The sequence below is a fragment of the Paenibacillus xylanexedens genome (assembly GCF_007676705.1).
Lineage (GTDB): Bacteria > Bacillota > Bacilli > Paenibacillales > Paenibacillaceae > Paenibacillus > Paenibacillus xylanexedens_C.
This window is the reverse complement of sequence record NZ_VEBF01000001.1, coordinates 122,421-135,935: the sequence shown is the minus strand read 5'-3', so window position 1 is coordinate 135,935 and position 13,515 is coordinate 122,421. Positions and strand designations below refer to the sequence as shown.

Here is a 13,515-nt window from a genome sequence, read left to right as displayed (position 1 = left end):
CGTGTCGAAATCAATAGATGTCATCATTGTCGGAGCTGGAATTGCCGGCAGTACCTGTGCAATCCAATTGGCAGGGCAAGGCCATCGGACGCTTTTGTTAGACCGGCAGGAGTTTCCGCGTCACAAAACCTGCGGTGAGTTCATGTCACCGGAAACCAAGGAGATGCTGGAGGTTCTGGACATACATCTTCTGGACCAAGCCAAGAAACCCAGCACCATGGATCATGCCAAAATCATTATGCAGCAAGGGGGAGTGATTGAAGCACCGCTACCGGGATTCGCTTATGGTATAAGCCGATATGAGCTGGACCAGATTTTGCATCAGAAGGCCTTGGACGCAGGAGCCCAGATCGTTACGAAAGCGACCATAACCAGCATTGAACAACTCGAGGATGCCAGTTATGAGGTGGAGGTGAAACAGGGAGACGAGCGGATTCAATATAAGGCAAAAGCCGTCATCGGTGCACATGGTACCAAAAAGCAGCGCGGAATGGCTTCCGACCCAGATCTGCGAGATCAAACCGTATATGTCGGCGTTAAATCCCACTTCAGCGGAATTGAAATTCCCGCGCGAGTGGAGTTATATTTTTGCGAAGGTGGTTATGTGGGGATTTCCCCGATTGAGGACGGCACTGTGAATGTCGCCGCATTGTTGACGCTGGATACTGTGCAGGGAAGCGGAAAGTCTGTGAACGATATTTTGCAGGCGGCATCGCTGACGAACGTGAGCTTGGCAGCCCGGTTAGCGGAAGGTAGTCCTGTAGAGGGAACACAGGTGTCGATTGCACCGCTGCATCTGTCCAATATACCTGAGCCATGGTCTGAGTATCCGCACATTGGTGATGCGATGCTGATGATTCCTCCGCTGTGCGGAGACGGGATGTCCATTGCGCTACGCTCCTCGCTATTATGCGCCCGCTGGACTGATAAATATCTTCGAGGTGATATTGAGCATGCCGATTGGCAGAGTAATTATATGCTGGAAGCGAGCCGCGAATTCACCCAATTGCTCAGGCGGGCAAGAAGAATTCAGAAGCTGGCTTTTGCCAAAACCAATAAATTCTATCCTGGTCTGGCCCGGATGATCCCCGGTCTGGCCGCTTATGTCGTGAAGGCTACACGGTTATCCGAGATGAATGCAGTGCGCTAAAAGATGGATATTTTGTCCAATACTTATGTGGAAGAGGTTGCTGATGGCGGCCTCTTTTTTGGGTATCTAATCATTAAATTTGTAGAGACAGTTTGGAAATTCGGGAAATGCTCGTATAATAGAATCTAATGTAATGATAGAGAGTTAATTCAGATGAAATGTCGGGAGGCACTATTTAAGATGAACTATTCATTTTCCAATCGTATCGCAGCACTGCAACCATCCATTATTCGTGAGATCCTGAAGGCTTCTTCGGGTCAAAATGTCATTCCGTTCTCTGCGGGAAATCCCGCTCCAGAGACGTTCCCTATTGAGGCGATTCGTACGTTTACCCAAACTATTCTGGAACAGGACCCGATCACGGCTCTGCAATACGGAATTACGGAAGGTTATGTTCCTTTGCGGGAAGCATTGACTGAACATCTGAAGACAGGATTTGATACGGGGAAGGCATCCGATCAATTGTTCATCGTATCTGGAGCACAGCAGGGCATTGAACTTGCCTGTAAAGTGTTCTGTAATGAGGGTGACACGATTATCTGTGAGAGCCCAAGCTTCATCGGTTCTTTGAACTCCTTCCGGGCATCCGGTGCGAAGCTTGCGGGTGTTCCGATGGAGATGGACGGTATGGATATCGAGAAGCTGGAACAGGCACTGCAAACAGAGCCCAATGTAAAACTGATCTACGTGATCCCAAGCTTCCAGAATCCGACCGGTGTGACGACGAGCCTGGAGAAACGTAAAGCCATATACGAACTGGCGAAGAAGTATGGCGTTATGATTCTGGAAGATAACCCGTACGGAGAACTTCGATTTAATGGAGATGATGTACCGACCATCAAGTCTATGGATGATGAAGGTCTGGTCATCTATGTTGGATCATTCTCCAAAATTCTATCGGCGGGACTGCGCGTCGGTTTTGTACAAGCTCCGCATGAAGTGGTGGAGAAGATGGTCGTCGCCAAACAGGGAGAAGACGTACATACGGCTATGCTTCCACAGATTCTGGCATATAAGTTCATGACAGAGTATGACTACGCCGGGCACATTAACAGCATCCGTGAGGTATATCGGAGAAAAGCAACATTGATGATGGACAAGCTGCAAGAGCATATGGGTGAGTCCATTACCTATACCCAACCGGACGGTGGACTGTTCCTCTGGTGTGATCTGCCAGCGCATGTGCCAATGCTTGATTATGCCAAGACTGCAGCAGCCCAGGGGGTTGCGGTTGTGCCGGGAAATGCTTTCCTGGTGAATGAGCAAGACCCTTGTAATGCCATCAGACTTAATTTTTCAACGCCGTCAGACGAACAGATTGTGAAAGGTGTTGAGATTTTAGGTCGGGTTTTGAAAGGCTATACCGTTTAAAATATTTCAATGCGATATATCTACGAAAAGCCGCCAATTGGCGGCTTTTTTTGGTCTTTTATCGTCCTTAATTATCAATGAGGGCACTTAATTCTGCCTGAAATACCTTTTGATTCTTCTGGTTGAATGTACTCAGCAGCACGGTAACAATCCCATTACCTTTACGTCTGGGAAGCAGGTCAATGACTTCTGCAATCACATGAAGTTCATCCTCAGGAAAAACAGGCTTCAGGAATTGAATGTTGTTCATGCCGGTTCCCGCGACAACATGCTCTCCATAGATTCCGACCTCAATCCATAGCTTGAAGGAGATATTCATCGTCTGCATGCCAGAAGCAATCAAACTGCCGAAGCGGCCCTGGGTGGCCTTTGCTTCATCCAAATGCATGTACTGTGGATCATAGATTTTGGCAAAATCAATAATATCGCTCTTGGATAATGCCAAGGATTTTGTTTCGTAGCGCTGACCTATTACATATTCACTGAATTTCATGAAGGCACCTCGGGTTCTTTAATATGTTTTTTCGCAGTCGACGCTCTGGAAAGAGACATGACTGGACTGACGTGATAAAATGCTAGTGAACGATCTCGTGTGTATTATTGTCATATTGAAATAAACGGATGAAACTGTCTTTGAGGAGTATATATCATGATAACGATTAAAGATGTCGCCAAGATGGCTGGTGTAGCCAGTTCAACCGTATCTTGCGTACTCAACGATAAAGGTAGTGTGAGTGAGCCAACAAGGCAGAGAGTGCTCGCAGCAGCAAGCCAACTCAATTACGTGAAGAACGGCCCTGCATCTGAAATGAAGCGGCAGAGTACACAAACGATTGGTGTAATTGTCCATGACATGTCCAGTCCGTATTTCTCCGATTTGGTGAATGGAATACAGTCCATCGCGATGAGCCATGGATACGATATGATCGTGTGCAGCTCCTTGGGTGGAGAGAAGTCGACAGCCCATCGTTACATTCGTGAAAGAAGAATAGATGGAGCTATTGTCATCGCTCAAAATATTGAAGATCAGTTGCTCATCGAGGCATCTGAAGCAGGATTTCCGATTGTCGTTATGGATCGGGATCTGGATGCTCAACATATTGTAAAGGTTTTGATGAGTGATACGCAAGGTGGGTACCTGGCTACCCGTTATCTGATTGATAAAGGGCATCGGACGATTGCCTATATTAGTGGCCCCGCCCATTCGGAATGTAACCAGCATCGATATCAAGGTTATCTCAATGCCATGGCAGAGGCAGGCATAGAAGAGAACCCGGAATGGAAAATCGGCGGACAATACATGAAGCAAGATGGCTACCATGCAGCCAAGAAACTGCTCGAAGGAGAACTGCCATCCGCTGTATTTTTTGCAAATGATGAAATGGCCTTTGGGGGTTTGGAAGCCTTCAGAGAACATGGGATTGCAGTACCTGAACAGTTATCCGTAATTGGTTTTGACAACATCCCGGCATCGCAGTATGTGCATCCACCTCTGACCACTTTTCGGCAACCCAAGACGGATGCTGGCCAGCTTGCGGGTCATGTTCTCTTCCAACTGTTAAATGGAGAGTCTGTTGAGACGTTATATACACTGGACATCCAATGCGTGGAACGTGATTCCGTTCGGCTCCTCAACCTGAGTTGAGGAGTTTTTTCGTTCAATAGAATTTTAAATGTTCAAAAAGAAAGGAGTGAGATGATTTATGCATAATAATAAAGACGAGAGATTCTTGCATAGGAAATAAATGGAGGGTGATTAGATGGGCGTACCCACGTTTCTGGAGACAGGCCATATGGAAGAAGGTTTTCCCATTCGGGTGATTCATACAGGTGATCAGTTTAATTATGCTGCACACTGGCATGATGAGGTTGAATTGGTTGTTGTTAATGGAAAGAGCGCACGAATTGGCGTGAATGACCATGTCCGTGAGTTGGCGCAAGGTGATGTGCTGCTGATCAAACCAGGAGATGTACATTGCTTTTTGCCAGGGACCGAACACTTAACGATTATCTTGTTCCGCCTCGAATTGTTAACTGGAAGCTTCACGACTGAAGCCGAAATACAGGATCTCGGCGAACTTTTCAACAAAACAACCGTTATTCCCTCAAATGCGGGAAGTCGCAGCAACGTGGTTCAGTATATAGATGCCATCATTGCCGAGAAAAAAAATCGAAAGCCCGGATATCGATGGTTAATGGTTTCCCGGTTGTATGATCTCATGGTTCTTTTGTTACGTACAAAGCCCCCAGTGACGGATCAACTCACGGCTTCAGGATGGCCTTGTACCTCGTCCAAAAAATTTGAATTCCTCGAATCGGTCTGTGAATATCTGGAGGAGCATTATGCTGAACCGATCAAGCTGGAACAGGTGGCGGAACATATTAAATTCAGCAAGTTCCATGTCTGCAAGTTATTCAAAGAGATCAAAGGAGTGACACTGATGGAATATTTGAATCATTTTCGAATTATCAAATCCGAGTGGGCGTTATTGTTCCGTCAGGATTCCATTTTGGATATAGCGATCGGCCATGGGTTCAACAATGTGAACTCCTATAATCGACTTTTCAAAAAATATAATGACTGCACACCCTCCGAATTTCGCAAGAAGCACCGTACGAATATCACAAAATATGAAGGGTAATGCACAATATTTGTGGAGAAAGCCCTCTCCGAAATCAATATACTCTAATAAAATGTAAGCGTTTCCTTTTAGAAGGAGGGGGCCTATGAAGAAGTGGTTTAAGCCAACTATTGTGTTCGTATGTGTAGCCATGTTGTTAACGGGTTGTCAGCTCAGTCCGTCCAACCCAACCAAGCAGCAGGAAATTACCGTGTGGAGTTTTACGGATGAAGCAGAGTACGCCATCGAGAAATTCGAGCAGAAATATCCGGACATCAAAGTGAACTTTGTCAACATCCCCGGCAACTTCTATATCACCAAGCTTAAATCTGCACTCCAGACGACCTCCAAAGCTCCAGATGTATTTATGATTGAAAATGCCAATATTCGAGAACTGATTGACGTTCCATATCTGGAGAATTTATCGGCTTCGCCGTATAACGCCAATGATCTAATTCAACAACAATATGCTTTTGTGCAGGCCAATGAAAAGGACAGTGAGGGGAATGTCAGAGCTATAGGTTATCAAGGAACACCTGGGGGCATCTATTATCGTCGGGATCTGGCGAAGAAATATCTGGGTACCGATGATCCTGAGAAGGTGGGTTCACAGATCGATACTTGGGAGAAGATCTTCGAGATTGGTGAACAGGTTCAGCAAAGTAGTGGCAATAAAGTACATGCATTGGCGAACTGGAACGCCATATCGAACTCATATGACGGTATACCCTGGGTGAAGGATGGCAAGCTCGTCATCGATCCAACCTATATGGAGGTGCTGGATCTGGTGCGTGAAGCACGTGAGCGACATGTACTTGCCGAGTATGAAGATGGAAGTGCCGGTTACGCTGCATCCATGCAAAAAGGAGAGGTCATGTTCTATCCGGGGGCAACCTGGGGCTTGCAATATACGTTCAAGGCGAACGCTCCGGATACCGAAGGCATGTGGGGCTTGGCCCAGGGACCGTCAGCCTTTAGTGCAGGTGGAACTTATATCGCGATGTACAGTAAAAGTGAGAAAAAGGATCTGGCCTGGAAGTTTATTGAGTTCTATAATTTTGACCACGACTTTCTGTCCGAGTTAGCGAAAGAGCAGGATTATTTTACAAGCAACATGGTTGTGAATGATGAACTTGCGCCATCGCTCTCATCGCCTTATTTGGGAGGGCAGAAGCATTTTGAGTTTTTCTCAGAGGCCGCAAAGCGGGTTCCTGTATATGAGCGCACCAAATATGATGCAACGATTAACAATGATATCTACAAAAATGTACTTCAGTTGTATCTCAATCAGGACATTCAGACCAAAGATGAAGCAGTGAAGCGAATCAAACGTGATGTCGCCTTGAGATTTCCGGAGCTGGAAGTGGAGTAGCTTAGAAGCAAGCGAAGAGTTGTAGACATCCAATGATAACTGGGGGGACAGAATATGTTTGCCAAAACGATTCGAAAGGACCATTACGGCTACTACTTCATTGCTCCGTTTTTTATTATTTTTACCATTTTCGGACTTTATCCCATTTTGTATTCGCTCTATATCAGTTTCACCAACTTTGATGGAATTACGACCCCTGACTTTGTAGGGATTGGTAACTATGTGGCTGTACTACAAGATCCGTTATTCTACAAAACCTTGTTTAATACGTTATTTATCTGGGGAGTCTCCGTGGTTCCGCAGTTGACGATCTCACTTGTGTTAGCTTTTATTCTGAACGACAAGCTGCTCAAAGGCAGGGACTTTTTCAGAGCTGTATACTTTTTCCCGAATATCGTTACGGCTGCATCACTCGGGTTGCTTGTCAGCCTGATCTTTGACTGGCAGTCCGGGGGACTGAATCATTTTTTGATGCAGATGGGGATTATTCAAGATCCAATTAATTGGAAAAACGACCCGTGGTTTATGCGGTTGATTGTGTCCTCCATCTTGTTTTTCCAGTACTTCGGTTATTCCATGGTCATCTACCTTGCAGGTCTTCAGGGCATTGATCCTTCATTGCTGGAAGCTGCCCAGATGGATGGCGCGAAAAAGAAACATATTTTCATCCATATCATCGTGCCGATGCTCCGTCCAATTATTCTGTTTCAGATGATTACATCGATTATTGGTGGCATCCAGATTTTCGATCAGCCATTCACACTAACCAATGGCAATGGCGGTCCTGACCGAGCAGCCATGACGAGCATTATGTATCTCTATAATGTAGCATTTCAGAGCACACGATTTGGTTACGGCGCTGCCATAGCATTTTGCCTGTTTATTATCATCATATTGTTGTCCGTTGCATCCTTCATCATGACCAAGCGGAAGAGCCGTTCATAGGGAGGGGAGTTCTTATGCAAACTGCAAAATCAGTTGAACAACCAAATGCGGCGATTCAGCAATATGCCAATACAAGGGGGCTGACGGCAGGCAAGATCATCATCTATCTGTTGCTGACAGGTCTTGCCGTGCTCTGCATTATTCCATTTTATCTGATGCTTATCTATTCAACACATAACAATGCAACGATTGCTTCAACGTTCACCTTTCTTCCCGGATCATTTTTAGTCGATAATTATATGAATATGGTATCGAAAATCAACATTTGGCGTGGGTTTGCCAATAGTATTTTCATTGCTGGAACATCGACCGTGCTATCTCTATATATTGGTGCTTTGACGGCATATGGTTTTGCCAAATTTAAATTCAAAGGGCGGAACTGGTTGTTTCTGTTTCTATTAGCAACCATGATGGTACCGGGCCAACTGGCCTTGATTGGTGTATATCGACTATTCAGTATGTTGGGGCTTCTGGACAGTTATGCCGCGATTATTTTGCCTGCTGCAGCTAACGCCTTTAATGTATTCTTTATCAAGCAGTTCATGGAGAGCAGCATCCCGGATGAGATTATTGAATCTGCGCGGGTGGACAGTGCTGGCGAGTTCAGAACGTTCAATCAAATTGTACTGCCCATTCTTGGGCCGGCGATCTCGGCCCTCGGCATATTCACGTTTATCGGTTCGTGGAATAATTTTCTTACACCGCTCGTTCTATTTTTCTCTCTGGATAAATACCCACTTCCGGTACTGGTTGCGCTAGTGCAAGGATACTATGGGATGGATTATGGACTCTTGTATTTGGGTGTTGCGATCTCCATCTTGCCTATTATTATTGTATTCTCCGTGTTTTCCAAACAGATTATCGGAAGTGTTGCCCTGGGAGCAGTGAAAGGGTAGTTGAATAGCTTCTATATAATAAGGGGCGTCCAGAGTGGGCGGCTCTTTTGCTGTTTATTATTTTGCGTATATATCCCATCTTATAAGTAAAGGATATCTTTAACTGTGAATATCTGGACGGAATATGCACGAAAGGGGAGGGGGATGCGTTATGGACATATCAGCAGGAAGAGAAGAAGGACCATGCCTCTGATAATCAGAGGCATGGTCCTTCTTTTACTTAAGTGTACTGCATCACTCGAAGATGACTATTCTTTAATGACAGAAGCGTTCACGGCATCTTCCATCTTCGTATTGTAAGAACGGAACAGACCCAGGCGCCAGAAGGCGGCTCCTTTGAGGTCATAACGTTTGGCGAGACCTAGCTTATCATCAACGGAGGAGGGTGTTTCACTGCTTAGACTGATACCAAGCAGCAACTTATTTTTCGGGACACCAGCTTGAAGAGCTAGCTGAATCGCCTGATCAACAAGGCTATTTGGTTCGGGTACCTGAGATTTGGTGCCAACGGGATTATACTGATAGGCCATAATGATCAGATCATCTGCGATGGAGGCAAGTGTTTTGTAATCATACCCTTTATAAGCACTGTTCAGCGGCGGTACCGCCAGTGATAAAGCTGTGTCTTGGGGCAAGGAGCTCTTTAATTGCTTCACGTAAGCATTGAGCAGCTTCTGTTGTTCTACCGCATCCAGTTTAAAGCCAAGTCCTTCAAAATCCAGAACAACTCCGCCAAAACCATGCTCTGCTACCGCACCAGTTATACCTTCAATCGATTTCTGCCGCAGGGTGCTGTCACTCAGCACTTTGGTCAGTTCGCCGTTTCCGTCCAACGCATACACCATGAGCTGTGGCTGGATCTGCTGATCCGCTGCGTCAGCAACGATGGACTGAGGCGTAATATCACCCGCAGCAGCAGGGAGACGGTACTCATCCCCCTGGAGCGTAAACTGACCTTCACGATCAATGCGGCTCCAGCCAAAGGCTACGGAATTCATGGAAGGAATAAGATCCTTTTCTTGAAAGGATTGCAATGCATAGAAGGCTCTCAGGTGCATCTCGCGTTGTGGTGAGACAAGAGAGACCGTTTTGGTAGCCTGATTCCAGCTTGCACTTACGCCAAATTGATTACTAAAAGAACTAAGTGGAATGAGCACGCGCCCTTCTCGCTGAACGGGTGCTGCAGCAAGTGTAACTTTTTTCCCATTGACGGTTGCTGTGGTGCTGCCAACTTGTAATAGTACCTCGGTAGTTTGTCCTTTCACCGTGTTCGTCGCTTTTACAGTTTGTGATTTGCTGTTCCAGATAATATCGATACCAAGGGCTTGTCCAACCGTTCGAAATGGAACATAAGTGACACCTTTATCAACTCTTGGAGCTGCATCAAACTTCAGGGGAACGTCATCCAAGTGTACTGTTATGGCGGGAGCAGCATAGGCTCCACCAATATTGTGGGTGCTTCCAAGAATAGAGAGAGCAATTACAGTAACCGCAGCAATTTTTCCTGCTCGTTTAATAAGCATCGCTTGTTTCCTCCAACTTCGTACATAATAGTAAAATTCTGTTATGAACAGTAATCTAGTAATCTAGCATAACAAAATTTTCAAGTAGTTCCAATATTGAAATGAGTTCCTAGTCATAACGGTAGCAGAAAAACGAATATACTTTACTATATATTGCGGAAGGAGTGTGCTTTTTGCCAAACTCTACGGGTTTAATTTACAATCCAACCTCGGGTGGGACCCAATCCACTCAACTCATTGTGACGTGCATTAATGATTCCCTTAATGCTCCAGTCAGTATTGAGCTGGAAATTTTCAGATGGGACACCACTCAAACTGCGCGTATACCTATAGGTCATGATCTGTTTGAATTACTTCCTCAAGCGACCCGAACCTTAATCTATCCATTGATTAATGCTGCTTTTTACGAGGTGCAAAGCGATTATTTTAGTGCTACAAGTACGGTCATTCATGTATATGGTGTTAACTCTACAGGTCAGATCATCCAGCGTGTGCTTCAATCGGAGATGACATTAATTGATCGATTCACAAATATCCCTTAAAGGAATTGAGGTGAGCAGATGGTAGTTGTGAATATTACCGGGGCTTTGGCAGGCAGTCAATTTGAACCTTCAATTGCAGTTAATACGCTGAACCCGAATATCATGTGCGTGGTAGCTGTGGATACCAGTACCGGGCCAACATTGACTGGTTTTTATCGTTCCATTAATGGAGGAAGTACCTGGTCCACCACGGTACTTCCTCAACCGGCAGGGTATGCAGGAGCAGAGGCGCCTACGATAGACTATACGTTTCCGAATACGTTTATCGTTACCGTGCATTTGTTTAACGGGTTCAATGATGGGACGATTGCGAGTTATACTTCATTTGATGATGGACTAACGTGGCAGCCACCGGTTATCGTCCAGGCGGGGTTCGGTACAATTGTTCATAATGATGAGCCTTACATAGCCGTTGACCGTTCTCCAGGTAGCCCCTATCGTGGCAATGCATATGTCGGATATACGCCGCTCGCGACAACTTCTTCCGCGATCTTTACGCAAAGGTCGCTCAACCAGGGGATCTCCTGGGAGCCGCCTGATCGACAGTCGAATCCCCGAGGAATACACGATCGGGCTGCACTGGCTGTTGGATTCTCAGGTCAAGTCTATGCGGGATATATCATTACGGGTCCTGCCAGTCCATCCGCATTATTACGTATTTCGTACGATGGGGGCATTACCTATCAACCTCTTCTTGAAAGACAGGCAACGTTTATTTCATCCGTAGTACCGGCACCTTCGCCTTTACCTGTGCCGAATTATGCTTTTCGAGTGCAGACCAACCTAAGTCTGGGAGCAGATATTTCCGTTGGACCTAACAGTGGAACCGTGTATGCCGTATGGAATGATGCGCGAGCTGGATATACCGATGTATTACTCAGTGAATCTCCTGATGGGCTCTTGTGGTCAGATCCTATCAGTATTACAGGCGCGCCCCCGGGTACACAGAATTTTTTCCCGTCGATAAGCGTATCACCCTTTGCAGGGACGATCCGGGTCATTTATTATACCAATCGAATTGACGGGTTCCTGCTCGATGTCTTTGTTGCAGAATCCTTTAATGGTGGCGCCAGCTTCACTAACCGTCGACTCACAACCACATCCTTTAATCCGAATGGCAACTCTCCGACGCCGACAGTGCTGATAGGAGACTATATTACTGCAGCTACAGTTAGTCCGGATAATCTCGCAGCAGTGTGGATGGCCACAACACCGCCAACAGGCAAGCTGGATGTTTATTTTGGTAACTGATTCAATGTAAATTGGAATACCCCCATACTCGTAATCTATATGAACAAACAGATTAAGAGTATGGGGGTGGAGTGTTCATTTTAATCCGAAACGACAAATCCGTCGAAGCTCTCTGGGCCAACTCGAACCGTTCCGAGCAGGTTGGTACTGATAAATGCGCTGTAGGTTAATTGTGGCACGATCGGTGTGTTAAAGTCATTGGCAGAGAAGACGATCACTTCAGGGTTAAGCAGACCGTTCAGACCATACGTGTAGTTTCCGGAGTAAACAATCGGATCGGTTGCAACTGTACCTCTTACAATAATAATCCTCACTTGAAATAGAGCAAGCGGTAATTGTACCGTTATGGTTCCTTTTAGGGAGACTCTCAGGTTGGGTCCGGCTCCAGCTGTTTGCAGACCAATCTGACCGAATAACTGAGGTGTGTTAATCACTGGAATCGGTATGGAAATGGAATTAAACAGCGCAGCATTTTGTGATGATCTTGCATCCAGAAATTGTGTCAACGTATATACCTCCTATCCTTCAGATAGAATAATATATTCATCGATTAGATATGCGTATGGACATTAGGTGCAGGGCTGGAAATATTAAAAACGAATCGACTGCCCAAGTGACTGGTTTCTTTAAGCCACACCACGCCACCCATTAATTCAGCGAGTTGTTTACAGATGGACAGACCCAGTCCTGCTCCCCCATACTTTCCAGAATCTCCATGAATTTGCGAATAGGATTTGAACAACAGATCCTGACGATCCTGCGGGATGCCGATGCCCGTATCCCTTATCTCGTAGGATACATGCAGGGTGCCTTCTGAACCAGCAGATACCTGAGTGGAGATACAAACTTCCCCTTTTTCAGTGAATTTAAGAGCATTTCCAACGAGGTTGATTAGAATCTGACGGACTTTTTGCTGATCGCCTAAAAGCATTAGATGATCATTAATATGGTATTCAGCATATAACTTGGTTCCATTTTTCTTAGCTTGAGAAGAAAACAACTGTAATACATGGTCAACTGTTTTAGTGACACTATATGGACTGATTTCCAAAGAAATCGCGCCGGCTTCCATTTTGGAATAATCGAGAATTTGATCCATCATGGATAGAAGACTGGTGCCGCTTTCCTCAATGACATTAACATACAATGATTGATCCTCATTGAGTGTAGTAGATTGCAACAGGTTTGCCATGGCAAGAACACCATTCATTGGGGTTCGGATTTCGTGGCTGAGGATGGCAAGCAGATTTTTCTTCTCTTCCAGCATTTTCGCAGTAGTTTCTTCCGCACGTTTTAACTGCTGCAAGGTCGTTTCCATCTCTAGCAGACCCGTGAAAAAGGAAGACAAGGAGAGCAGCAAATCTATATCCTTCTGTTGGTAGGAATAGAAATCCTGATCAAATGAGCAGAGGGAGCCATAAATTTCTCCATTCTCATCATGTATGGGAACACCGACAAATGAACAACCACCTACGAATTCGGTTGCGTCCATATGTCTGGTTAATGGGTGAGTTAGATTATTATTGATTACTAACGGGCCTTGGGTATGTTCAGTCACAAGCGCACAGTACGACTCGGCGTTGTCAACGACTAGCCCTTCACCTAATATTAGTTTTTCACGATTATATACATTGAGAACTTTGGTTGATAGATGATCCAATTGGGCTATACAAAACGTATTTGCAGGAATGAGTCTGCTTGCCGTATCCATTACATTAGCAGCCGAATCATATAATTTATGTGAGACAATGGATAATACATCAATGAATTCTGTTTTCAACATATTGATTTGACGCCTCCTGATGGTAAAGATTCGTTATGTATTTGTATGTACCAGTATATAT

The 13,515-nt window shown here is 45.3% G+C and carries 13 protein-coding genes; 9 read left to right on the top strand and 4 right to left on the bottom strand.

What is annotated here, in order from left to right:
- Position 1: 1 nt before the first annotated feature.
- Positions 2–1,150, top strand: a complete 1,149-nt coding sequence (locus FS628_RS00590) for an NAD(P)/FAD-dependent oxidoreductase (protein WP_145317572.1) — start codon at positions 2–4, stop codon at positions 1,148–1,150.
- 180 nt (positions 1,151–1,330) lie between these two features.
- A complete protein-coding gene (locus tag FS628_RS00585; protein ID WP_145317568.1) occupies positions 1,331–2,521 on the top strand; it encodes an aminotransferase-like domain-containing protein in 1,191 nt (396 codons plus the stop codon).
- 67 nt (positions 2,522–2,588) lie between these two features.
- Here FS628_RS00585 and FS628_RS00580 read toward each other — a convergent pair whose 3' ends face one another.
- Complete coding sequence (locus tag FS628_RS00580; RefSeq protein WP_145317565.1) at positions 2,589–3,014, bottom strand: MaoC family dehydratase; 426 nt, start codon at positions 3,012–3,014, stop codon at positions 2,589–2,591.
- A gap of 156 nt (positions 3,015–3,170) precedes the next feature.
- On the opposite strand from FS628_RS00580, the gene FS628_RS00575 reads away from it, so the two are divergent.
- The 5 genes from FS628_RS00575 to FS628_RS00555 all read left to right on the top strand — a co-directional run bounded on the left by FS628_RS00575 (position 3,171) and on the right by FS628_RS00555 (position 8,355).
- A complete protein-coding gene (locus tag FS628_RS00575) occupies positions 3,171–4,166 on the top strand; it encodes a LacI family DNA-binding transcriptional regulator (RefSeq protein WP_145317562.1) in 996 nt (331 codons plus the stop codon).
- Between the two features lie 115 nt (positions 4,167–4,281).
- Complete coding sequence (locus FS628_RS00570; RefSeq protein WP_145317560.1) at positions 4,282–5,163, top strand: AraC family transcriptional regulator; 882 nt, start codon at positions 4,282–4,284, stop codon at positions 5,161–5,163.
- A gap of 85 nt (positions 5,164–5,248) precedes the next feature.
- A complete protein-coding gene (locus FS628_RS00565; RefSeq protein ID WP_145317557.1) occupies positions 5,249–6,514 on the top strand; it encodes an ABC transporter substrate-binding protein in 1,266 nt (421 codons plus the stop codon).
- A 54-nt stretch (positions 6,515–6,568) separates the two neighbouring features.
- Complete coding sequence (locus FS628_RS00560; protein WP_145317554.1) at positions 6,569–7,459, top strand: carbohydrate ABC transporter permease; 891 nt, start codon at positions 6,569–6,571, stop codon at positions 7,457–7,459.
- Between the two features lie 14 nt (positions 7,460–7,473).
- Positions 7,474–8,355, top strand: a complete 882-nt coding sequence (locus FS628_RS00555; RefSeq protein WP_145317551.1) for a carbohydrate ABC transporter permease — start codon at positions 7,474–7,476, stop codon at positions 8,353–8,355.
- A gap of 248 nt (positions 8,356–8,603) precedes the next feature.
- Here the strand turns inward: FS628_RS00555 and FS628_RS00550 are convergent, their stop codons facing one another.
- On the bottom strand, positions 8,604–9,878 hold the full coding sequence (locus tag FS628_RS00550) for a stalk domain-containing protein (protein WP_145317548.1): 1,275 nt from the start codon (positions 9,876–9,878) through the stop codon (positions 8,604–8,606).
- 173 nt (positions 9,879–10,051) lie between these two features.
- Here FS628_RS00550 and FS628_RS00545 point away from each other — a divergent pair, with 173 nt between their 5' ends.
- Together FS628_RS00545 and FS628_RS00540 are read left to right on the top strand one after the other, a co-directional pair.
- Complete coding sequence (locus tag FS628_RS00545) at positions 10,052–10,420, top strand: hypothetical protein (protein WP_145317544.1); 369 nt, start codon at positions 10,052–10,054, stop codon at positions 10,418–10,420.
- Positions 10,421–10,438: 18 nt separating this feature from the next.
- Positions 10,439–11,671: a sialidase family protein gene (locus tag FS628_RS00540; protein ID WP_186327678.1), complete on the top strand. Its 1,233-nt coding sequence runs from the start codon at positions 10,439–10,441 to the stop codon at positions 11,669–11,671.
- 80 nt (positions 11,672–11,751) lie between these two features.
- On the opposite strand, the gene FS628_RS00535 is transcribed toward FS628_RS00540, so the two are convergent.
- Positions 11,752–12,177, bottom strand: a complete 426-nt coding sequence (locus FS628_RS00535; protein WP_145317541.1) for a hypothetical protein — start codon at positions 12,175–12,177, stop codon at positions 11,752–11,754.
- A gap of 44 nt (positions 12,178–12,221) precedes the next feature.
- On the bottom strand, positions 12,222–13,454 hold the full coding sequence (locus FS628_RS00530; protein ID WP_145317538.1) for a GAF domain-containing sensor histidine kinase: 1,233 nt from the start codon (positions 13,452–13,454) through the stop codon (positions 12,222–12,224).
- Between the last annotated feature and the right edge of the window lie 61 nt (positions 13,455–13,515).